This is a genomic window from Micropruina sp. (assembly GCF_047602385.1).
In the GTDB taxonomy this organism is placed as follows: Bacteria; Actinomycetota; Actinomycetes; order Propionibacteriales; family Propionibacteriaceae; genus Micropruina.
In genome coordinates this window covers 138,547-158,933 of sequence record NZ_JASGHL010000004.1, presented here as the reverse complement: position 1 = coordinate 158,933, position 20,387 = coordinate 138,547, and the positions used below count along the sequence as shown (strand labels likewise).

23 protein-coding genes are annotated in these 20,387 nt (G+C 70.3%); 10 read left to right on the top strand and 13 right to left on the bottom strand.

Translation table 11 applies throughout. The features are described from left to right. Positions 1-25 precede the first annotated feature (25 nt). On the bottom strand, positions 26-445 hold the full coding sequence (gene msrB, locus QM711_RS13810) for a peptide-methionine (R)-S-oxide reductase MsrB (protein ID WP_415100293.1): 420 nt from the start codon (positions 443-445) through the stop codon (positions 26-28). A 139-nt stretch (positions 446-584) separates the two neighbouring features. On the opposite strand from msrB, the gene QM711_RS13805 reads away from it, so the two are divergent. Further along, positions 585-1,667 carry a DNA polymerase domain-containing protein gene (locus QM711_RS13805; RefSeq protein WP_415100291.1) on the top strand — a complete coding sequence of 361 codons (1,083 nt, stop codon included), beginning with the start codon at positions 585-587 and terminating at the stop codon, positions 1,665-1,667. A gap of 12 nt (positions 1,668-1,679) precedes the next feature. On the opposite strand, the gene QM711_RS13800 is transcribed toward QM711_RS13805, so the two are convergent. Genes QM711_RS13800 through QM711_RS13790 form a run of 3 tightly spaced genes read right to left on the bottom strand, consistent with a single transcriptional unit; the run spans position 1,680 to position 3,671 of the window. Further along, complete coding sequence (locus tag QM711_RS13800) at positions 1,680-2,486, bottom strand: aminoglycoside N(3)-acetyltransferase (protein WP_415100289.1); 807 nt, start codon at positions 2,484-2,486, stop codon at positions 1,680-1,682. A gap of 37 nt (positions 2,487-2,523) precedes the next feature. Continuing rightward, positions 2,524-3,087: a TetR/AcrR family transcriptional regulator gene (locus tag QM711_RS13795; protein ID WP_415100287.1), complete on the bottom strand. Its 564-nt coding sequence runs from the start codon at positions 3,085-3,087 to the stop codon at positions 2,524-2,526. A gap of 2 nt (positions 3,088-3,089) precedes the next feature. Continuing rightward, positions 3,090-3,671: a sugar O-acetyltransferase gene (locus QM711_RS13790; protein ID WP_415100285.1), complete on the bottom strand. Its 582-nt coding sequence runs from the start codon at positions 3,669-3,671 to the stop codon at positions 3,090-3,092. Positions 3,672-3,737: 66 nt separating this feature from the next. Here QM711_RS13790 and QM711_RS13785 point away from each other — a divergent pair, with 66 nt between their 5' ends. The 5 genes from QM711_RS13785 (at position 3,738) to QM711_RS13765 (ending at position 7,164) form a co-directional block, all read left to right on the top strand. Then, positions 3,738-4,718, top strand: coding sequence for a phosphotransferase (locus QM711_RS13785; RefSeq protein ID WP_415100283.1), 981 nt, complete (start codon positions 3,738-3,740; stop codon positions 4,716-4,718). A gap of 141 nt (positions 4,719-4,859) precedes the next feature. Beyond that, positions 4,860-5,210, top strand: coding sequence for a hypothetical protein (locus QM711_RS13780; protein WP_415100281.1), 351 nt, complete (start codon positions 4,860-4,862; stop codon positions 5,208-5,210). After that, positions 5,203-6,099 (top strand): MFS transporter, encoded by an 897-nt coding sequence (locus QM711_RS13775; RefSeq protein ID WP_415100279.1) that lies wholly within the window; start codon positions 5,203-5,205, stop codon positions 6,097-6,099. Before QM711_RS13780 ends, QM711_RS13775 begins: the two co-directional genes overlap by 8 nt. Next, entirely contained in the window at positions 6,096-6,713 is a 618-nt protein-coding gene (locus QM711_RS13770) for a sugar O-acetyltransferase (RefSeq protein ID WP_415100277.1), read from the top strand. The genes QM711_RS13775 and QM711_RS13770 overlap by 4 nt, the downstream gene beginning before the upstream one ends. A 145-nt stretch (positions 6,714-6,858) precedes the next feature. After that, positions 6,859-7,164, top strand: coding sequence for a hypothetical protein (locus tag QM711_RS13765; protein WP_415100275.1), 306 nt, complete (start codon positions 6,859-6,861; stop codon positions 7,162-7,164). A gap of 79 nt (positions 7,165-7,243) precedes the next feature. Here the strand turns inward: QM711_RS13765 and QM711_RS13760 are convergent, their stop codons facing one another. The 3 genes from QM711_RS13760 to QM711_RS13750 form a co-directional block, all read right to left on the bottom strand. Further along, positions 7,244-7,930: a cation transporter gene (locus tag QM711_RS13760; protein ID WP_415100273.1), complete on the bottom strand. Its 687-nt coding sequence runs from the start codon at positions 7,928-7,930 to the stop codon at positions 7,244-7,246. Continuing rightward, a complete protein-coding gene (gene cmtR, locus QM711_RS13755; RefSeq protein ID WP_415100271.1) occupies positions 7,927-8,289 on the bottom strand; it encodes a Cd(II)/Pb(II)-sensing metalloregulatory transcriptional regulator CmtR in 363 nt (120 codons plus the stop codon). The genes QM711_RS13760 and cmtR overlap by 4 nt, the downstream gene beginning before the upstream one ends. A gap of 380 nt (positions 8,290-8,669) precedes the next feature. Then, positions 8,670-10,811, bottom strand: a complete 2,142-nt coding sequence (locus tag QM711_RS13750; protein WP_415100269.1) for a glycoside hydrolase family 3 N-terminal domain-containing protein — start codon at positions 10,809-10,811, stop codon at positions 8,670-8,672. Positions 10,812-10,930: 119 nt separating this feature from the next. Here QM711_RS13750 and QM711_RS13745 point away from each other — a divergent pair, with 119 nt between their 5' ends. Then, positions 10,931-11,635: a UPF0158 family protein gene (locus tag QM711_RS13745; RefSeq protein ID WP_415100267.1), complete on the top strand. Its 705-nt coding sequence runs from the start codon at positions 10,931-10,933 to the stop codon at positions 11,633-11,635. Here the strand turns inward: QM711_RS13745 and QM711_RS13740 are convergent. After that, complete coding sequence (locus QM711_RS13740) at positions 11,621-12,406, bottom strand: SDR family oxidoreductase (protein ID WP_415100928.1); 786 nt, start codon at positions 12,404-12,406, stop codon at positions 11,621-11,623. The two genes, QM711_RS13745 and QM711_RS13740, sit on opposite strands and share 15 nt — an antisense overlap. Before the next feature lie 43 nt (positions 12,407-12,449). After that, entirely contained in the window at positions 12,450-12,989 is a 540-nt protein-coding gene (locus tag QM711_RS13735) for a type 1 glutamine amidotransferase domain-containing protein (RefSeq protein WP_415100265.1), read from the bottom strand. Positions 12,990-13,118: 129 nt separating this feature from the next. On the opposite strand from QM711_RS13735, the gene QM711_RS13730 reads away from it, so the two are divergent. Then, on the top strand, positions 13,119-13,751 hold the full coding sequence (locus tag QM711_RS13730) for a DUF4203 domain-containing protein (RefSeq protein WP_415100263.1): 633 nt from the start codon (positions 13,119-13,121) through the stop codon (positions 13,749-13,751). A 112-nt stretch (positions 13,752-13,863) separates the two neighbouring features. Further along, complete coding sequence (locus QM711_RS13725) at positions 13,864-15,228, top strand: haloacid dehalogenase-like hydrolase (RefSeq protein WP_415100261.1); 1,365 nt, start codon at positions 13,864-13,866, stop codon at positions 15,226-15,228. A gap of 181 nt (positions 15,229-15,409) precedes the next feature. Here the strand turns inward: QM711_RS13725 and QM711_RS13720 are convergent, their stop codons facing one another. Beyond that, positions 15,410-16,015 carry a TetR/AcrR family transcriptional regulator gene (locus tag QM711_RS13720; RefSeq protein WP_415100259.1) on the bottom strand — a complete coding sequence of 202 codons (606 nt, stop codon included), beginning with the start codon at positions 16,013-16,015 and terminating at the stop codon, positions 15,410-15,412. 248 nt (positions 16,016-16,263) lie between these two features. Between QM711_RS13720 and QM711_RS13715 the strand changes: the two genes are divergently transcribed. Further along, positions 16,264-17,469 (top strand): MFS transporter, encoded by a 1,206-nt coding sequence (locus QM711_RS13715; RefSeq protein WP_415100257.1) that lies wholly within the window; start codon positions 16,264-16,266, stop codon positions 17,467-17,469. A gap of 189 nt (positions 17,470-17,658) precedes the next feature. Here the strand turns inward: QM711_RS13715 and QM711_RS13710 are convergent, their stop codons facing one another. From QM711_RS13710 to QM711_RS13700, 3 genes are all read right to left on the bottom strand, one after another. Beyond that, a complete protein-coding gene (locus tag QM711_RS13710; protein WP_415100255.1) occupies positions 17,659-18,207 on the bottom strand; it encodes an AAA family ATPase in 549 nt (182 codons plus the stop codon). Between the two features lie 32 nt (positions 18,208-18,239). Next, complete coding sequence (locus QM711_RS13705) at positions 18,240-19,139, bottom strand: EamA family transporter (RefSeq protein WP_415100253.1); 900 nt, start codon at positions 19,137-19,139, stop codon at positions 18,240-18,242. Between the two features lie 220 nt (positions 19,140-19,359). Then, complete coding sequence (locus QM711_RS13700; RefSeq protein ID WP_415100251.1) at positions 19,360-20,370, bottom strand: DNA topoisomerase IB; 1,011 nt, start codon at positions 20,368-20,370, stop codon at positions 19,360-19,362. Positions 20,371-20,387: the final 17 nt, after the last annotated feature.

Sequence of the window (20,387 nt, the reverse complement as noted above, 5' to 3'; positions counted from 1 at the left end):
CGCCGGGCGGACGTCAGCTCGACACTCAGCTCGATGCGGGCCGCTCAGGCTCAAGCACCAGCGAGATCGAGTTGATGCAGTAGCGCTTGTCGGTGGGGGTGTCGTAGCCCTCGCCGGTGAAAACGTGCCCCAGATGCGAGTCGCAGGTGGCGCAGCGGACCTCGGTGCGGACCTGCCACAGCGAGCGGTCCTCGATGTAGCGGACGCTCTCCAACTCGGGGGCGAAGAACGACGGCCAGCCGCAGTGCGACTCGAATTTGGTGTCGCTGGTGAACAGCTTCGCGCCGCACGCCCGGCAGTGATAGGTGCCCGGCGTGGTGGTGTCGGTGTACTCGCCGGTGAACGCGCGTTCGGTGCCGGCCTCGCGCAGCACGTGGTACTCCGCGGGGGTGAGCATGGCGCGCCACTGCTCCGGCGTCCGGAACTGCTTCGGATCGAGCTCCATGCGGGATCTCCTCGGATCGTGGGTGACGGCCCAAGGGTAGTCCGCGCGCCGCAACGTGAAGGGTGTCAGATCGGGCACTGCTAGCGGTGCCCGATCTGACACCCTTCAGGGTCGGGTCGTGGACCACTAGCCTGTGCGGATGGTCAGCAACCCCGCCGCCGTCGTGGAAGCCGCCGGACGCCAGGTGCGCGTCACCAGTCCGGACCGCGTCGTCTACGACCCCACCGAGGCCACGCCGGCGATCACCAAGCTGGCGGTCTGCGAGTACTACGCCGCGGTCGGCGACGCCCTGATGCGAGCGATGGGTGAGCGACCGACAGCGATGGAGCGCTGGCCGGACGGCTGGCGCGAGGGCATGCGGCTGGCGACCAGTACGCAGGACCGGGACGCCGACGGCTTCTATCAGAAGCGGCTGCCGAGGGGTGCCCCCGACTATGTGGAGTCGGTCCGGATCACCTTTCCCAGCGGACGCCCCGCCGACGAGCTGTGCCCGACCGAACCGGCGGCGTTCGTCTGGGCGGCGCAGATGGGCACGCTGACCTTCCACCCCTGGCCCGTGCGGCGTCCGGACGTCGACCACCCCGACGAACTGCGGCTCGACCTGGACCCGCAGCCGGGCACCGGCTTCGCCGACGCACAGCGGGTGGCCGATGTTGCCCGCGAACTGCTGGTCGAACTCGGCTTGCGCGGCTATCCGAAGACGTCCGGCAACCGCGGCATCCACATCTACCTGCGGATCCGGCCCGACTACAGCTTCGAGGAGGTCCGGCACGCCGCGATCGGCTTCGGCCGCGAGCTCGAGCGCCGCGACGCCGGTGTCACCACCGCCTGGTGGAAGGAGGAGCGCGGTCAGCGGATCTTCATCGACTTCAACCAGAACAACCGGGACCGGACCATCGCCGGCGCCTGGAGCCTGCGGGCCCGGCCCGGCGCGCCGGTCAGCACCCCGATGACCTGGGAGCAGCTGGCCGAGGTGAGGGATCCCCGCGACTTCAACCTGACGTCGGTGCCGGACTTCCTGTCCGACGGCGATCCGTGGGCCGAGATGGACGATGAGGCGTTCTCGCTCGAGCCGCTGCTCAACCTGTGGGAGACCCTTCCCGGCGGCGAGCTGAACTTCCCGCCCGACTACCCGAAGATGCCCGGCGAACCGCCGCGGGTGCAGCCGTCCAAGAAGGTTGCGGCGCACTGGGACGATCAGGGCAACCGGATCGAGAAGTAGCCCCGGCAGTGCTCAGGCCCGCCCGCGGTGGGTTTCGAACCACTCGGCGACGTACTCCACCAGCGGACGCATCGGGATCAGCCGGGCCTGCGCGTCGCCGACCCGGCCTACCCGGACCAGTCCGGTGTCGGCGGCGAAGGCGTCCGTGACCTCGACGAAATCGTGGTCGTGGACGTCCAGTTCCTCCCAGGTCACCCACTCGCGCCGGCCGTCGACCAGCATGGCCACGCCGTTGGGGATGGTCCGCTTGCCGGGATAGCCGGCGCGGTGTTCGGCCAGGTGCAGGGCCGTGATCTTGGCCGCCGTCACGCCCAGCAGCAGGATCCAGGCGTCGAGCCCGACCATGGCGCCGAGCGGCGAGTCCTCGCCGGCCGGCGACTCCAGCGGGTGCCGCGCGGTCACACGTGCGGCGTCGGGTCCGGCGGCGCTGACGGAGCGGTGCGGGTGCGGGCTGCGCAGCGCGTCCGGACTGGTGCGGAACAGTTCGGCGATCGCACCCATGGTCTGACTGGGCGTGGTCGCCGGGTCGTAGAGCGGCAGGTGGTCGCGGATCGTGGGCCACCATTGCGCCGGCGCCTCCTGCAGCATCTCCGGGTCGCACAGCTGCCACGACTGCGTCGGCATCACCAGTGTCCCGTCAGGACCGACGGCCTCGCGGAGCGCCGCCAGCACCGTCTGGGTGCCGCCGATCACCCAGCCGAGCGAGCGCAGCGAGGTATGGACCATCACCGTGGCGCCGGCCGGCAGGCCGAGGTCGTGCAGGTCCGCGACCAACTGCTGACCAGTGACCGGAGTCGCGCCGGGGGAGAGTTCGGGCACGAGTGTGCCTTCCGTGCGGTGGATTCGTTGGGGGAGTTCAGGGACGGGTGATGCGCCGGATGCCCTCGATCATCTGGGCCACCGCGGCCGGGTCGCGGTCGAGGGTGCGATGGACGGCGAGGCCTTCGATCAGGGCGTCCAGCAGCCGCGCCGTGAGCGGGTCGAAGTGCTTCTCGAGCGCCGTCCGGGAGGCGGCCATCCAACGCTCGGTGATGTCCCGGAAGGCCGGGTTGCGGGCGGCCAAGGTGTAGAGCTCGTAGGTCACCACCTGCTCGTCGGAGCCGCTCGGCGGGATGTCGGTGATGATGCCTTCGACGACCGCGTTGAGCGCCTCGGCGGGGGTTCCGGTGCGCGCCATCCGCTCGGCGAACCGCTGCGCCCCGCGGTCGGCGAACCGGCTGAAGGCCTCGTGCAGCAGTTCGTCCATGCCCGCGAAGTGGTAGGTCATCGACCCGAGCGGGACGCCGGCCGCGGCGGCCACCTTGCGGTGTGAGGTGCCGGCCACCCCCTGGGCGGCGATGACGTCGAGGGCGGCGTCGATGATCCGGTCCCGGCGGCCCCGGTCGGGCTGACCGCTCGCCCTGGTGCTGTCGGCCACCACGTTCAGATCTCCCGGATGACCCGGGCGGGGTTGCCGACCGCGACCACGTTGGCGGGGACGTCCTTGGTGACCACCGAGCCGGCACCGATCACGCTGTTGTCGCCGATCGTCACGCCCGGGCAGACGATGACGCCGCCGCCCAGCCAGACGTTGTCGCCGATGGCGATCGGCTGCGCGGCCTCCAGCTTGTCCCGGCGCGGCTGCGGATCGACAGGATGGGTCGGGGTGAGCAGCTGCACGTTCGGACCGATCATGCAGTCCTCGCCGATGGTGATCGGCACCACGTCGAGCGCGGTCAGGTTGTAATTGACGAAGCTGCGGGCCCCGAGGTGGATGTTCTCGCCGTAGTCGACGAACAGCGGCGGCTTGACGAAGGCGCCCTCGCCGAGGGTGCCCAGCAGTTCCTCCAGCAGTGGACGCGCGGCTGCCTCGTCCGCGACCGCGGCCCGGTGGTAGGCGTCGGCGAGTTGGACGGCCCGCTGCGCGATCCGGTTGCTCTCGGGATCGGTGCCGCCGATGTAGAGGTCGCCGGCGAGCATCCGCTGCCGATGGCTACGGGGGTCGCCCTCGAAGTAATCCGTCACGTGTACGAGCGTACCAGTTTGGTGTACGATCGTACAGTTCTGCCGTCCAGGAAACGAAGAGGGATCATGCCCGATGACACCGTGACCGGGGTGGAGGCAGCGCTCCTCGGCCCGCTCAGCCGAGTCCAGATCGATGCTTGGGTGGCGCGGGCGGCGCGGCTGCTCACCGGCCGCTCGGTCGCCCGGACGGTGTTGCGGGCCGGCCGCATCGACGCCGTCTACGGTGTGCAGACCGACGAGGGCCAGCGACTGCTGGTGAAGGTGCACCGGCCACCCGTCGACCTCGGCGTCCGGCGTGCCGTCGCCGGCGCACAGCGGGTGCTGGCCGACGCGGGGTTTCCGTGTCCCCGGCCGGTCGCCGGCCCGGCGAGCCTGGACGGCAAGGTCGTCAGCGTCGAAACGCTGCTCGACGGTGGCCATCCTTCGAGCGGCCGGGAGCCCGGCGCCCGACGCGCGACTGCGGCCGGGTTGGCCGAGCATCTCGCCATCCTGCGCGAGGTCCCGGGCCTGGCGCGCTCGATCGGCTCGCCACCGGCGTGGTGCGACTATCTGAACGGACCGTGGCCGACGCCGCACGACAGCGTCTTCGACTTCACCAGGACGCCCGCCGGCTACGAATGGCTCGATGACTTCGCCCGACGGGCATCTGCGGTGCTGATTCGGGACCGGTCCCGGGCGGGCCGGGAGGTCGTGGTCGGCCACGCCGACTGGTACTGCGGCAACCTGCAGTTCGACGGCGGCCGGCTGGTGGCCGCGTTCGACTGGGACCTGATGGCCGACACGGCGCCGGTCGTCGCCGGGCTGTCCGCCGGCGGGTACATCGCCGACGGCGCGCCCACCCCGGACGAGGTCGCCGGCTACCTCGACGACTTCGAAGGGGCGTGGACCGGTCGTTTCGCCACTCAGGACCGGCGTGTCGCGCAGGCTGCCGCGGCCTGGATGATCGCCTTCAACGCCCGCTGTGACCTCGACAACCGGGCTCGCGGCATCGGCGACGGCGCCGCGCTGGAGGCGGTCCGGGCTTATGGCGCGGAGTATCTCCGGTAGCTCTGAGGCCAAACCGTCGGGATCCTGGCTTGGTCGCCACGCCGTCCGCCATCTGTTGAACCACGACAATAATCCGAACAGGGAATAAAAGGGTGGATACTGGGGTGCGATGGGGCTCAACTCACCTGTACGATCGTACAGGTGAGGATCTCAGAAGCTCGCCGTTGGCGGCTGTCGTTGTTCGCGTTCATGTTCATCGTCGGTGTGGCGATGGCGTCCTGGGTGACCCGGACGCCGGCGGTGCGGGACGCCGTCGGAGCGTCCACCGCCCAGATGGGAATGATCCTGCTCGGCGTCTCCGCGGGGTCGATGGCCGGCGTGCTGTCGTCGGCGCGGCTGGTCAGCCGGATCGGTACCCGTCCGGTCATCCTGCTGGGTGGCGCCTCGGTGATCGCCGGACTCGCGGTGATCGGAATCGGAACCGCGTCCGGTCTGGCACCGGGCGTCTTCGTCGGATTCATGCTGTTCGGCTTCGGTGGGCGGAGTGGGTGAGGTTGCCCTCAACGTCGACGGCGCCGAGGTGGAGAAGCGGCTGGCCCGCTCGGTGCTGCCTGCCCTGCACGGAAGCTTCAGCCTGGGCTCGCTGGTCGGTGCGCTTCTCGGCATCCTGTTCACGGCGACGAGCTTTCCGGTGGTCTGGCACCTGACCGGCTGCGCGGTGGCGATGGCCGTGCTCGCACTCTGGGCGCGCCGCTGGCTCCCGGACGGCGTCGGACGCGGCGTCTCCGGACCCTCAGCGGCGGAGGCCGAGCGAAGCGCGTCCAGTGTGTGGCGTGATCCCGCTCTGGTGTTGCTCGGCGTCGTGCTGCTCGCCCTCGCGCTGGCCGAGGGTTCGGCGGGTGACTGGCTGCCGCTGATCATGGTCGACGGTCTCGATCTGTCCCAAACCCAGGGTTCCGTGGTCTTCGCCGCGTTCGCCGCCGTGATGACGATCGGCAGGTTCGCCGGCCACTCCCTCATCGTGCGGCTCGGCAAGCAGGGCGTGCTGTTGGCCAGCGTCGTCACCGCGGCGCTCGGGATCGCGCTGGTCGCCCTGGTCGAGCAGCCGGCGATCGTCGTGGCCGGGGTGGCGCTGTGGGGGTTGGGCGCGTCGCTCGGTTTCCCGGTCGCGATCTCCATCGCCGGCGACGATCCCGACCGCCCCGCCGAACGCGTCGGTGCCGTCGCCACCGCGGGGTATGTCGCCTTCCTGGTCGGGCCTCCGGGGCTCGGCTTCCTCGGCGAGCACTATGGGCTGCGGGCGGCCATCCTGGTGGTCGTCGCCCTGCTCGCGCTGGCCGCCGTCGCCGGCATCGCCCGCGCTCGCAGCTTCTCCGCCGGAACCCCCGGTGCCGCCCACGAGCGGGACGCCGAGCGCGTCCTGGAAGGAGTCAACCAATGAACCTCGACGAACAGCGCGCACTGATCCTGTCCGGCGCCGTGTACAACGACCTGACCGACGAACTCGTCCAGGCCCGCGAACGTACGGTGCTTGCCACCGACCGGTACAACGCCAGCTTCGGGCAGCCGGCCGTCGTCCGCGAGGCTTTGCTGCGCGACCTGCTCGGGCACGCCGGGGCGGGGGCCTACTTCGAACCCACCTTCCGCTGCGAGTTCGGCTACAACATCTCGGTCGGCGACGGCTTCTACGCCAACTTCGACTGCGTCATGCTGGACGGCGGCGGGATCACCATCGGCGACCACGTCCTGCTCGGACCCAGGGTGGGCATCTACACCACCAACCACGCGCTCGACCCGGCCGAGCGCGTCGCCGGGGCCTGCATCGCCAGACCGGTCGTGATCGGCGACGACGTCTGGATCGGCGGCGGCGTCACGATCAACCCCGGCGTCACCATTGGCGCCGGATCCGTCATCGGCTCCGGCAGCGTCGTCACTCACGACGTCCCTGCCCGTACCGTTGCCGCCGGCGTCCCGGCCCGGGCGCTCCGCGCCATCACCGACGCCGATCGCACCGGCTTCCCGATGTCCGCCGGAGCGCCGGACGCAGCGGTGTGACTCATGACGTATCGGAACCGGCCACGCCGATCGGCGCGCACCCGGATCGCGTCCGCGGCGCAGGACGGCAGGCTGCGGTGGGACGCCAGAGGCCTGGCCGTCTTGATCGGGAAGGTGAAGGTGCCCGCTCGAGTACCGTCTCGTCGTGGGCATGTTCGACTGGTATGAACCGGAAGCGGCCCACGCCTGCCCGGAATGCGATGCGGAACTCAGCGGATGGCAGGGCACGAGCGGTCCGTGCGCACTCCTCGTGTACCGGCAAGGACGGCGATACCCAGTCGACCAGCGGGTCGACCCCGAGGCGCGACTCTTGGCATTGCGTCAAGCGGCCTTCGACTTACCGGCGGCCTTCCAGATCCACACGTTCTGCGCAAATGGGCACCCAGCGGCGCTGCAGTGCGGCTGCGACGACCACCGCTGGGTCAGCTGCGTTCCTTCAGCGTTGCGCTGAGTCCGAGGCGAACCATCTCGACCCCGAGCCATCGTTAGTCCTTGTGCGGTCGCCAGTGTTGCGCTGAGTCGAAGGGGTCCTATGGCGTCGAGCAGCAGTCGTCGGCGCAGGAGTCGTCCGGCTGCTGCTCGCCGGTGAGGACGGCGGCGGGCGCCGCGCAGCAGGCGTCGCCCCGCCAGGCTTCGACGCCCTCCCGGACGGCGAACGCGGCGATCACCAGGGCCGCCGCGGAGTCGGCCCACGTCCAGCCGAGCAGGATGTTCAGTAGCAGTCCGACCAGCAGCGCCGCCGACAGATAGCTGCAGATCAGGGTTTGCTTGGAGTCGGCGACCGCGGACGCCGAGCCGAGTTCGCGACCGGTGCGGCGCTCGAACCAGCTGAGGAACGGCATCACCAGCAGGCTCAGCGCTGCCAGGGCGATGCCCACGGGGGAGTGTTCCGGCTCGCGCAGGCCGGCCAGCGAGAGCAGGGCGTCCACCGACACGTAGCCGGCCAGGCCGAAGAACGACACCGCGATGACTCGCAGCGCGACCCTCTCGCGCCGCTCGGGATCGGGTACCGAGAACTGCCAGGCGACGGCTGCCGCCGACAGCACCTCGACGATCGAGTCGAGGCCGAACCCGACCAGCGCGGCCGACGAGGCCACACCGCCGGCGATCAGCGCGACGATCGCCTCCACGACGTTCCAAGCGATGGTGATCGCGACAACGATCCGGATCCGTCGTCGCAGCACGGTGGTACGCGGCGAGGTACCAGCGATGGTCACTGCGTCGCACCACAGTCGGCGCAACAGCCGGGCACCGTGCAGCTGGCGTCGGTACAGGGTGAGCCCTCGTCGACGGCCAGGGTCACGCTCACCAGCGCCGACAATGCCCGGGACAAGTGGGGATCGGCGATCTCGTAGCGGGTCCGGCGCCCCTCCGGCACGGCGACGACGATCCCGCACCCGCGCAGGCAGGCCAGGTGGTTGGACACGTTCGTCCGGGTCAGCTCCAGTTCCTCGGCGAGCCGGGCCGGGTAACCGGGGTGGTCCAGCAGGGCCAGCAGGATGCGGGAACGGGTGGCGTCGGCCATCGCGCGGCCGAGCCGGCTCATCACGTCCACCCGAGAAGCAATGGTCAGCATGTGCTGACCATACAGCAAAGACTGACCTATGCGTCCATCTGCGCCGGAGTACACATGCGTTCGGCTTCTTGCTCACCCCGCGCCGGGAGGTGACCAAGAGAACCGTCCCCACGGTCACCGGGTGACCAAGAGAACCGTCCCCACGGTCACCGGGTGACCAAGAGAACCGTCCCCACGGTCACCGGGTGACCAAGAGAACCGTCCCCACGGTCACTGGGGACGGTTCTTCCGGTCACCGGGGACGGGTTGCGCGGGTGGCCCAGGGCTTCAGCCGACCGTGAAGCGAGCGCGTTGCTGCGTCTCGGTCCGCGAGGATGGGCCGACCCGCAGTTCGAATGCTCCCGGCTCCACCACCCGGACGCCGCGGGCGTCCACGATGGTCAGCTCGCTGACGGGATCTCGATCTGCACCGCCGTCGACTCCCCGGCTGCCAGGTCGACCTGCCGGTACGCCTTGAGTTCCTGATCGGCCCAGCTGGCCGAGGTGACCAGATCGCTGATGTAGGCCTGCACGGTCTCGCGCGCGGGCCGTCCGCCGGTATTGCTCAGTCGCACCTCGGCCACCAGGGTGTCGGACGCCGTGAGCCGGTCAGCGCGCAGCCGCAGGTCCCAGTATTCGACGGTGGTGTAGGAGAGTCCCTCGCCGAAGGCGAAGGCCGGGGACTGGGTCAGATCGGCGTACCGATCGCCGTGCTGGCCGCGCACCTGGTTGTAGTAACTGGGCTGCTGACCGACGTGCCGGGCGAACGAGATCGGCAGCCGTCCGGACGGCTCGATCTGGCCGAGCAGCAACTCGGCGATCGCCCGGCCGCCCTGCATGCCGGGGATCGCCACCCAGACCAGTGCCGCGGCGTCCAGGGCCGAGGGCGGCAGCACCAGCGGTTTGGACGCCATCAGCACCACCACCACCGGGGTACCGGTGGCGGCGAGCGCATCCAGCAACGCGATCTGGCCGCCGACGAGTTCGAGGGTGGCGGTCGAGCGGCCTTCGCCGACCAGCGGGATGCAGTCGCCGACCACCGCGACGACGACATCGGCCGATTCGGCTGCCTCGACTGCTTCGGCGATCGCGTCCGGATCGGGCGGGCCGGCCACCACCAGCGGCATCCGCGGCTGTCCGTCGGGATAAGTCGGGCCGTCTGGGTGCGGCAGGAAGTGGGCGATGTCGGTTCCGCGGACGTGCGTCACCGTCCAGCCGTCCGGCTCCAGCGTGCGCAGCCCGTCGAGCACCGTGGTGATCATCGACCGGGGTTGGCTGTCGATCCAGTTGGCCTGCCCCGACCCCCCGGCCCAGTCGCCGAGCTGGGTCTGGGCGTCGTCGGCAAGCGGCCCGACCACCGCAACTCGCTTCGGCGACGCCGACGAGAGCGGCAGCACCCCGTCGTTGCGCAGCAGCACCAGCGAGCGACGCGCCACTTCGAGGTTCAACGCCACATGGGCGTCCGACCCGATCGTCAGCCGGATCCGGTCCAGGTCGGGCTGGCGTGGGTCCTCGAACAGGCCGAGTTCGAACTTCAGGGTCAGGATGCGGGCCACGGCCCGGTCGAGTTCGGCCTCGCTGAGCAGGCCGGACGCGACGGCGTCCGAGGCGCCCTCGAAGAAGCCGGGCGTGGTCATGATCAGGTCGTTGCCGGCGCGTACCGCGGCGGCGGACGCGTGGGCGTAGTCGGGCTGGACCTTCTGTTCCCAGACCATCCGCCCGACGTTGTCCCAGTCGGTGACCAGGGTGCCGGTGTAGCCCCATTCGCCGCGCAGCACGTCGGTGAGGATCCAGTCGTTGACGGTGATCGGGACGCCGTCCATGGTCTGGTAGCCCAGCATGAAGGTGCGGCAGCCTTCCCGGGCCACCCGTTCGAACGGCGGCAGGAACCAGGACCGGAGCTTGCGCTGGGAGATGTCGGCTTCGCTGGCGTCCCGGCCGCCCTGGGTTTCGGAGTAGCCGGCGAAGTGCTTGGCGGTGGCCAGGATCGCGGTCGGGTCGTCGAGTCCGGAGCCCTGGTAGCCGCGCACCATCGCCGAGGCCAGTTCGCCGATCAGGAAGGGGTCCTCGCCGAAGGTCTCGTCGACCCGTCCCCAGCGCAGGTCGCGGGCGATGCACAGCACCGGCGAGAACGTCCAGTGCACCCCGGTCGGTGCGACCTCGACGGCGGTCGCCCGGGCGACCTGTTCGAGCAGTTCCGGATTCCAGGACGCCGCCATGCCGAGCTGGGTCGGATAGATGGTCGCGCCCTCGAAGAACGAGTGGCCGTGGATGCAGTCCTCGCCGATTAGCAGCGGGATCCGCAGCCGCGTCCGTCCAACCAGCGAGTGCGCCAGTTCCAAGCGCTCGGGGGAGGCGTGCAACAGCGATCCGACGCCGACCCGCAGCAGGTGATCGGCGACGTCCTCGCGGGCGTCGAGCTGCATCATCTGACCGACCTTCTCGGCCAGCGTCATCCGGCTCAGCAGATCGGTTACCCGGTCGGCGACCGGGCGAGACGGATCGCGAAAGGGCAGGTCGGTGTCGGTCTCGGTCTCGGTCATGGAGTGCTCCTCGGCCCCGGGGACGGCGAATGGACAACGCCGCCGACGATAGCCCAGTCGAGTCTGGGCGGCCGGGCCGAGGCTTGGCAGATCACCGCCCCGCGCAAGACGATGGGGTGATGACCGCCGCCGAGTCCCGCACCCAACTCAGAGCCGCGGTGTTCACCCGCGACGTCCACGGCCTGTTGCGCCTGCTGGAGGGCGATGGGTGGCCGTCCGATGCCCTGCAACTGATCGGGGACGGCCTGATCGACGCCCTGCGATCGGGGGTGGGCGAGGCTGCGGATCCTGCGCGGCGCTGCGTCGCCGAGTTGCGGGCTCGGGGTTGGGACGGCGATCACGTCCTCGCCGAGGCGCTTGAGGTCGCGCTCGGGACGGACCCGGTCCACAGGCTGCGACCAGTGCCGGTCGATCTGGAGGACATTGCGACCGCGCTCGACGGCGGCTTCCCCGACGAAACGGAGATCGACCTGATTACAGGGGATCTCCGGTTCGGTCCGGACGCCGATATCGACGACGAAGACGACGGGCAGGAGCGCGAGTGGCTGCCCATCGAGGCCTGGGGCTCCACGGACGGCTACCGCGACCTGCAGGCGTTCATCGCGCAACTCGACGACGACGAGGTCGCCGACCGGCTGAGTGCGGCGATCGACGGACGCGGGGCGTTCCGCAGGTTCAAGGACACCATCGCCCGATGGCCGGACCTGCGGGCGACCTGGTTCGCGTTCAGCGAGGAGCGGCAGCGCGGGCGGGCCCGGGACTGGCTGGCCGACGAGGGATTCACCCCGGTCCGCGAGCGCATGCTGGGCTCAGCCGGCCAGTAGCGACTGCCCGCCGTCGATCCAGACCTCGGTGCCGGTGATGTGCGAGGCGGCGCCCGAGCCGAGGAAGCAGATCAGGTCCGCGACCTGGTCGGCGCTGGCTGGCCGCTTGCCGGCGAGTGGGATCTGGCCCTCGGGAAACTCCACCGGCAGCCGCAGCCCGTCGGTGTGGCGCCGCTCGGTGTTGTCGTCGATCTCGGTCTCGACGCTGCCCGGACAGATCACATTCACCCGGACGGCGTGCCGGGCCAGCTCAACGGCGATCGACTTGGCGAAGGCGACCTGAGCGGCCTTGCTGGCCGAGTAGGCGCTGGCCCCGCTGTTGCTGAACATCCGGGTGCCGTTGACCGAGGCGGTGATCACCACCGACCCGCCGCCGGACGCCTTCAACAGCGGTAAGGCGTGCTTGACGGTCAGGAAGGTGCCGCCGAGGTTGACGGTGAGGGTCTGCTGCCATTCCTGCCAGGTGAGCTCCTCCAGCGGTGCCCAGACCCCGTTGATACCGGCGTTGGCGACCACCAGGTCGACCCGGCCGAGGCGCTCGCGAAGCTGGTCGAACATGCCCTCGACGGCGTCCGGATCGGCGACATCGGCGGCGAAGCCGACAGCTTTGCCGTCCGCCCGGGTGATCCGGTCGACGATCTCGTCGGTGCTGCCCGGACGGTGGCCGACGACGGCCACCGTGGCGCCCAGGCCGGCCAGTCGCAGCGCGGTCGCCGCGCCGATCCCCGAGTTGGCCCCGGTGACCACTGCGATCCTGTCGTGATAGTCCATGGTCACCGTTGGGTCCCTTCCTCGGTGTTGCCGGCGGCCGTCCTCAGCCCAGTGCCAGCAATAGTTGCTCGTTGAACGCCGGAAGGTCGTCCGGCTTGCGGCTGGTGATCAGATTGCCATCGACCACCACCTGCTCGTCCACCCATTGCCCGCCGGCGTTGCGAATGTCGGTCTGCAGGCTGGGCCACGAGGTGACCCGCTTGCCGCGGACGGCGTCGGCCTCGACCAGGACCCAGGGCGCGTGGCAGATGGCGGCGACCGGCTTGCCGGAGGCGACGAAGTCGCGAACGAAGCCCACCGCGTGTTCGTCGGTGCGCAGCGCGTCCGGATTCGCGACGCCGCCGGGCAGCACCAGGGCGGCGTAGTCGCCCACCTGGGCGTCGGCGACCACCACGTCCACGGGGCGGGTGCTACTGGCATCGAGATGCTGGAACAACTGCACGGTGCCGGCGTCCGGCGAGATCAGGACGGGGGTGTGGCCCGCGCGTTCGAGCATCTTCCAGGGCTCGGTGAGTTCCACTTCTTCGATCCCCTCGGCCGCGACCAGGAAGGCGATCGACTGCTGTGATGTGACAACACTCATGTCCCCACCCTGCGTGGCCGATCGCGCCCGGACAACACCCGAGTGGATGGGCCGGCCGGACCGGGTTGCCTTTAGCCGGAACGGGAGGACGGCCGGGGCGGCTGGATCGGCCCGCCTACCCTGGATCTCGTGGACAACGTGATCGCGGGAATCCTTGCCCTTGTCATCGGCCTATTGGTGGCCTTCGCCGGCTACCGAGCGCTGCGCGCGATGATCGCGCTGCTGGGTGCCGTTCTCGGCCTCGGACTTGGTGCGGCGGTCGCCGGCCAGCTGCCGCTGGAGGGGACGTCCCACACGATCGTCACCTGGGTGGTGGCGATCGTCGCCGCGTTGCTCTGCGGCTGGCTGGCCTACGCCTTCTATCGGGTCGCGGTGCTGCTGGGGCTGGCGGCCATCGGCTTCTCGATCGGGGCCGGCGCGACGGTGGCGCTCGGTGTCCGCGGGGACTGGGTGGCGTGGCTGGCCGGTGCCGCCCTCGCGGTGGTGCTGGTGGTGATCGGCCTGGTGGCCGACCTGCCGGCGGTGCTGTTGATCGTGCTGACCGGCCTGGCCGGGGCGAATCTGGCGGTCACCGGGGTGATGCTGCTGACCGGCGTGGCGCACGTGGCCGGTACCGCTGCCGGTCAGCCGGCGGCGGCCGGCTGGTGGTGGGGCGTGGCCGCCCTCGTCCTGGCGCTGGTGGCGATCGGCGTCCAGCTGCGCTCGCTCGGACGTTCGCGGGCACCGATGCGGGCACAGTGGGGTGCTCGCGCTGCTCGCTGACGCCTCGGCGAGGTGCTTGCGACCTGAACCGTGCGGTCGGCAGACTCTGGTGCGCGGCTGCCCGGGCGCTTATGGTCAGGGGAACCTGAGCCCCACCTGAAAGGTTTCCCCGATGCGTACTCAACGTCGAGTTCGTGCAGCCGGACTGCTCAGCATCGCCATGGCTGCCACCACCCTGTCCAGCGCGCCGGTGCTGGCCGCACCCGCGTCCAACCCGGCGCCGGTCGCGGTCACGGCCGGCGCGCCGGTCAGCAAGGAGCCGGCAGCTCGCGGCTGGAAGGATCGCTGCCCCCAGCTGAAGCTTGCCGCGAACTGGTACGGCAACAATGCCGCCCTGATCCAGCGAGCGATCGATCGGGCCGGCCGATGCAGTTGGCCCCGCGGCTGGGTGCCCCAGGTGCGCCCGTACGCTGTTTTCGACTGGGACAACACCGTGATCAAGAACGACATCTCCGACCAGACCATCTTCTGGATGCTGCGGCACAACAAGATCCTGCAGCCGCCCGGCCGGGACTGGCGCAAGACCAGCCGGTTCATGACCGACGCCGGTGCCGAGGCGCTGCGTCAGGCCTGCGGGTCGCTGGCCAGGCCGGGTCGTCCGCTGCCGACCCGCACCAACGTCCGTTGTGCCGATGAGTTGCTGTCGGTGCGCAAGACGCAGAAGACCACGACCGGCGCGGCCGTCTTCGCCGGCGCGAACGAGCGCTACATGGAGGCCAGCTACGCCTGGGTGGGGCAGATCATGCAGGGCTACACCCCGGCCCAGGTGCGGCGGATCGCGGCGAAGGCCCGGACGGCCGCGCTGAAGGCCCCGATCGGCGCCACCCAGAAGGTCGGCTCGAGCACCGAGACCGCCTGGATCAGGTACTACCCCGAGATGCGTGACCTCATCCACACCCTGAAGAAGGCCGGCATCGAGCCGTGGATCGTGTCGGCGTCCCCGAAGGAGTTCGCAGACGTCTGGGGGCCGGGGGTGGGCGTCGACTCGCGGCACACCATCGGCATCGAGCAGCTGCTGTTGCCCAACGGCAAGCTCAGCGGGCACCTACGTGGTTGCGGAGGTCTGCCGGACGGCTCGGACGCGATCATGACCTACATCGACGGCAAGCGCTGCTTCATCAACCAGACCATCCTCGGGGTGACGGGCGAGAAGGCGCTGCAGCCGATGCCGGCCAGCCTGCGGCCGACGCTCGCCGGCGGCGACGCCACCACGGACGTCTCGATGGTGCGGGACGCGGTCGGCGTCCACGTTGTCCTGAACCGGAACAAGGACGAACTGATGTGCCACGCCTACGACAACGCCGACGGCCGCTGGGCGATCAACCCGATGTTCATCCAGCCGCTGCCGCAGCGGAAGAGCCTCTACCCGTGCTCGACGACCGCGTACGTCGACGCGCACGGCAACCACGGCCCGGCCCGCCGCGACGACGGCTCGATCATTCCGGACCAGGCCGACACAGTCTTCGGAACCCCCTGACCGTCAGGGATTCGCCGATCATCGCTGGACGAGCTTGTCGAGACCCCTCTGACGCGGAGATTCGCCGGAATCGCCCATCCCACCCTCCGCGCGAAGCCGTGGCCAGTCGCTGGCAACGGGTTTCAACCGGCTCAACCAGCGAAAGCCGCGTTGATCGCCGCGTCCTCGGCCGGACGCCGGGTCAGCGGGGCAGCGGCACGGTCAGCAGTCGCTGCAGGTGGCTGCGGATCGCACCCGCCATGTCGAGGGCGGGATCGAGCAGCCACTGCACCTGCAGGCCGTCCATCAGTGCGACGATCGCGTGGGCCTGCTGCTCGGGGTCGATGTCGGCGGCGAGAACACCCGCTTCTCGAGCCCGCAGGAGTGAGCGCCGGGCGCCCTCGACGGTGCGGCGGTAGCGCTCGATGAAGTAGTCGCGGGCGGGGTGCTCGCCGGCCGCCGCCTCTGCCGACAGGACGGCGAACAGTGCGACCAGATGCGGTTGGGAGACGTTGTAACGGGCCAGGTCGATCAGTGCGGTCAACGCTGCGACACCGGTCTGGTCCGCCTGAGCAGAGGCGAACCGGGCGCCGTCCTCGGCGTCCCGGCGTTGCAGGACGGCCTCGAGCAGCGCCTCCTTGGAGCCGAAGTGGTGCAACAGGCCGGTCCGCGAGATGCCGGCCGCCTGGGCCAGTTCGAGGACGGTGGCGTGCCGGTAGCCGACCCGGGCGAACAGCTCGGTGGCGGCGGTGAGGATCTGCTCGCGGCGCAGCCGTCCGGTCGCGTAACCGTCCTGATGGCTTGCCATGCCGTCCCGCTCTCCTTTGGGTCGCCGCCGGCCCGCCCGGTAAACCCCTCCCTAACTACCTGTGCCCTCCCACATGCGGGAGGGCACAGGTAGTTAGGGAGGGCCTAGCGCGGCGGGCGCCGTCCATGACCCCGTGGGCCACCTGCGATGAAACTCGACACAAGTGTACATATTGACCTAGGCTGGCGTCGAACAATTTCTCGGCCACGCGTCGCTGGTGGCGTCCGTATGTCTTCCCGGAGGAACTCGTGACCCAGGTCGCATCCACATCACTGGCAGCCAAGTCGGCGCGCAACGGCGACCTGCTGGTCTTCGGCGTCAACGGGTTCGTCTTCGCCTCGTGGATGGCGCGCGTCCCCGACGTCAAACAGCTGCTCGACATAACCGCCGGACAGCTCAGCCTGCTGCTGCTGGCCATCTCGGTCGGCTCGCTGTGCGGGCTGCCGATGGCCGGTCGGATCGCCCACCGCTTCGGCGCGACCACCACGGTCCGGCTGGGTGCGTTGCTCACCCTGCCCGGCATCGTGCTGGCGGCGGTGGCGGTCGAACTGCACGCGCCGCTGCTACTGATCGCGCCGACCATGGTGGTGCTCGGCCTGGGCATCGGCGTCTGGGACGTCGCCCAGAACCTCGAGGGCACCATCATCGAGCGAGCCCTGGGCCGGGCGATCATGCCCTGGTTCCACGCCATGTTCAGCGGCGGCACCGTAGTAGGCGCCCTGATCGGTGCGGGGATGACCTGGCTGCGGGTGCCGGTCGGCGTCCATCTGCCCGCCGCGGCGGTGGTCACCCTGGCCGCGGTCTGGTGGGGCACCGGCAAATTCCTGCCGGCCTTCGACGAGGACGCCGGCGAGACCGCGTCCGGGGCGTCGAAGGGGCGCTCGGCGTGGTCCGAACCGCGCACCCTGCTGATCGGCCTGATGGTGCTGGCCGCCGCGTTCACCGAGGGTGTCGCCAACGACTGGCTGGCGCTCGCCTTCGTCGAGGGCCACGGCCTGGACAACTCCATGGGGGTGGTGGCGCTGGCCGTCTTCCTCGCCTTCATGACCGGCGGCCGCATCCTCGGGGCACAGTTGCTCGACCGGTACGGACGGGTCACGGTACTGCGGGTGTTGTTCGCCGCCGCGGTGCTGGGTTGCGCGATGGTCGTCTTCGGGACGCCGTGGCTGGCCTTCATCGGTGCCGCGGTCTGGGGCGTCGGTGCCAGCCTGGGCTTCCCGGTCGGCATGTCGGCCGCCGCGGACGACCCGGCGCGAGCCGCCGTCCGGCTCAGCGTGGTGTCGACCGTCGGCTACGGCGCCTTCCTGACCGGACCGGTGCTGATCGGCTTCCTCGGCGACCACTTCGGGGTGCTGCGCGCGCTGCTGGTGGTGGGCGCGGTCTGCCTGGCCGCGATCCTGGTGGTGCCGTTCGCCCGGCCGCTGCCGGCGTCCGAGCCCGAGACCGAGCGCTGACACTTCGGGCTGCCGTGGACCGAGGGACGGTTCTTCTCGTTCCGAAATCGAACGTCGGGGACGGTTCTTTCGGTCCAAAGTGACCGAAAGAACCGTCCCCGCGTACCGGTCGACCGTCCAAGTGACCGAAAGAACCGTCCCCGCGTACCGGTCAGCCTTCCAAGTGGACCGAAGGAGCCATCCCCGCGGTCAGACGGTCTCGATGGCCCGGACGAGGGCGGCGTAGGTCGCCTCAATCCGGTCTTCTTCGCTGGCCAGCACCACGGCGTCCGGACGCCGCTCCAGCACCTCGAGCAGCCGGTCGTAGAAGGTGCCCAGCAGCTCCCGGCCCCCGGACGCGGCCACGCTGGCCCGGTTGTGGCGTCCCCAGTCGGTGTCGTCGACCCGTCGTTCGAACCGGCCCAGCGCAGCCTCCCGGCCGGCCATCAGGACGACTTCGACGAACCGCGCGCCGGCGTCCCGGGCGATCTGTTCGAACGCCTCGATCTCGGCGAGCCGGCCGCGGAACTGCGGCACGATCACGTCCCGACCGCCGGCCAGGTGGGTCGCGGCCATCGCCAGCGCGAGCGGGCGGACCACCTGATGGGTATCGGTGTCGGCGTCGTCCCAGCCGCCGATCAGCGGGTGCAGCCGGTCGAGGTCGAGGTTGAGCACCCCGGTGTGCCGCTGCGAGTAGAGCGCGGCCAGCGTGGACTTGCCGATGCCCGGCGGTCCGTTCAGGTGAATCAGGCGGGGCATCGCCCCACCGTAACGCCTCGCCCGGCGACCGGTCAGACCAGCATCAGCAGCGTGCCGGCCACGATCAGCACCAGCCCGATCGTGGAGCGCCGGGTCAGCCGCTCACCGAGAAACAGCCAGGCGAAGGCGACGGTCAGCACGATGCTGGTCTTGTCGATCGGCACCACCACGCTGGCGGGCCCCTCCTGCAGGGCGCGGAAGTAGCACAGCCAGGACGCCCCGGTGGCCACCCCGGAAAGCACGATGAACACCAGGTCGCGACGCGGCATGCCGCGCAGCCGGCGATGCTCGCCGGTGACGAATGCCACCAGCCAGGCCATCACCAGGACGACGCCGGTCCGGATCGCGGTGCCCAGGTTCGACTCGACCTCGGTGATGCCGATCTTGCCGAGAATGGCGGTCAGCGCCGCGAACACCGCCGAGCCGAAGGCGTAGAACATCCAGCCTGGTCCCCTCGCCACCGAGCCCGAGTCCGAAATCGGACGCGGCCGCCGGTCGATCATCAGGTAGGTGCCGCCGGTGATCACCGCGATCCCGGCCAGCCGGGTGGCCAGATCGTCGGTCTCGCCGAGCAACACGATCGCGAAGAGCACGGTCAGCACGATGCTGGACTTGTCGATCGGCGTCACCTGGTTCACGTCGGCGAGCTGCAGCGCGCGGAAGTAGCACAGCCAGGACGCCCCGGTCGCCAGCCCGGACAGCACCAGGAAGCCGATGGTGCCACCGGACAGGCTGCCGATGGTGCCCTGCGAGCCGACCACGAAAACCACCAGCCAGGCGAAACCGAGCACTACCACCGTCCGGATCGCGGTGGCCAGGTTGGACGGCGTGTGCCGGATGCCGACCTTGGCCAGGATCGCGGTCAGGCCGGCGAACACCGCGGAACCCGCGGCGTACAGCACCCACATCGCAGCACGTCCCTTCGGTGACATTCCCGCTTGCCAGCAGCGTAGGCCCTGGACGCGACCGGGCCGGGTCCGCCCGCCGTCCATGAACTCGCCACGCGATGAAATACCGATTCCGCGCTCGATCGATCCGAGCGCCACTCTGAACCGCTCCGGCGACAATCGAGCGCGGAAACTGGTATTTCATCACGCCGCGAAAACATCCGAGCAGACCGGACGTGGGCGGGGTGCGGAACGCCGAGGTCGTTCAGGGTGCGGGCTGAGTCCCGAGCAGCCCGTGCACGGCGAGCTCGAGCGCGTCCCGGCGCTCCTCGGGGGTCAGGTACGTGGCGGCGACGGCAAGCGCGATCGACTCACCCGCCCGGTAGCGATCAAGGACCCGCGGGTCGATGTACGAGCTGCGGGCGACCGCCGGGGTGTTGCCGAGGTAGGTCGCCACCTCACCCACCGCCGTCCGGACCAGCCGCTTGACCGCGGTCGCGCTGAGGCCGGTCCGGGGCGAGCCGGCCAGCGTGGCGGCGAACAGCACGGTGCCGTGCCAGGTGCGGAAGTCCTTCGCGGTGAACTCGCCGCCGAACAACTCGGCCAGATAGCCGTTGACCAGCGCCGAGTTGAGATCGACCCAGCCGGCGCCATGCCGGTAGGCGAGCAGCCGATCGCCGCCGTGCCGACGTCGCATCACCTGCAGTGCGTCGATCACGGCGGCGTCCTCGATCGCCAGCCGGTGCTCGACCCCGGACTTGCCGACGAACCGGAAAGCCAGCCCGCCGCCCTGGCCCCGGACGTGCCGGCGCAGCAGCGTGGTCAGGCCGAACGAGCCGTTGGCGTCGGCGTAGCAGTCGTTGCCGATCCGGAAGCACCCCAGGTCGAGCAGCCGGACGGCGGTCGCGGCCGCCCGCTGCAGCGTCATGCCGGTACCGGCCAGGTCGGCGTCCACCTGCTGCCGGACGGCGGGCAACAGCAGGGCGGCACGGGCCACCCGGTCGAACTTGGCCCGGTCGCGCAGCTCGCGCCAGTGCGGGTGGTAGAGGTACTGGCGGCGGCCGGCGGCGTCCACCCCGGTCGCCTGCAGATGCCCTTGCGGCAGTGGGCAGATCCAGACCTCGCGCCAGGCCGGCGGGATCACCAGCGCCCGCACCCGCTCGACCTGCTCCGAGGTGAGCGGACGCCGGTGCTCGTCGAGATAGCGGAAACCGCGCCCGGAGCGCAGCCGCGTCCAGCCGGGCGAGTCGGCGGAGACCCTGCGCAGGCGTGGCATGCCCCGGGACTGTACCT

Excerpts from the sequence above, each read along its gene's own strand:
- msrB (WP_415100293.1), bottom strand. The coding sequence starts at position 445 with ATGGAGCTCGATCCGAAGCAGTTCCGGACGCCGGAGCAGTGGCGCGCC.
- QM711_RS13805 (WP_415100291.1), top strand. The coding sequence starts at position 585 with ATGGTCAGCAACCCCGCCGCCGTCGTGGAAGCCGCCGGACGCCAGGTG.
- QM711_RS13785 (WP_415100283.1), top strand. The coding sequence starts at position 3,738 with ATGCCCGATGACACCGTGACCGGGGTGGAGGCAGCGCTCCTCGGCCCG.
- QM711_RS13770 (WP_415100277.1), top strand. The coding sequence starts at position 6,096 with ATGAACCTCGACGAACAGCGCGCACTGATCCTGTCCGGCGCCGTGTAC.
- cmtR (WP_415100271.1), bottom strand. The coding sequence starts at position 8,289 with ATGCTGACCATTGCTTCTCGGGTGGACGTGATGAGCCGGCTCGGCCGC.
- QM711_RS13750 (WP_415100269.1), bottom strand. The coding sequence starts at position 10,811 with ATGACCGAGACCGAGACCGACACCGACCTGCCCTTTCGCGATCCGTCT.
- QM711_RS13745 (WP_415100267.1), top strand. The coding sequence starts at position 10,931 with ATGACCGCCGCCGAGTCCCGCACCCAACTCAGAGCCGCGGTGTTCACC.
- QM711_RS13740 (WP_415100928.1), bottom strand. The coding sequence starts at position 12,406 with ATGGACTATCACGACAGGATCGCAGTGGTCACCGGGGCCAACTCGGGG.
- QM711_RS13735 (WP_415100265.1), bottom strand. The coding sequence starts at position 12,989 with ATGAGTGTTGTCACATCACAGCAGTCGATCGCCTTCCTGGTCGCGGCC.
- QM711_RS13725 (WP_415100261.1), top strand. The coding sequence starts at position 13,864 with ATGCGTACTCAACGTCGAGTTCGTGCAGCCGGACTGCTCAGCATCGCC.
- QM711_RS13720 (WP_415100259.1), bottom strand. The coding sequence starts at position 16,015 with ATGGCAAGCCATCAGGACGGTTACGCGACCGGACGGCTGCGCCGCGAG.
- QM711_RS13710 (WP_415100255.1), bottom strand. The coding sequence starts at position 18,207 with ATGCCCCGCCTGATTCACCTGAACGGACCGCCGGGCATCGGCAAGTCC.
- QM711_RS13705 (WP_415100253.1), bottom strand. The coding sequence starts at position 19,139 with ATGTCACCGAAGGGACGTGCTGCGATGTGGGTGCTGTACGCCGCGGGT.
- QM711_RS13700 (WP_415100251.1), bottom strand. The coding sequence starts at position 20,370 with ATGCCACGCCTGCGCAGGGTCTCCGCCGACTCGCCCGGCTGGACGCGG.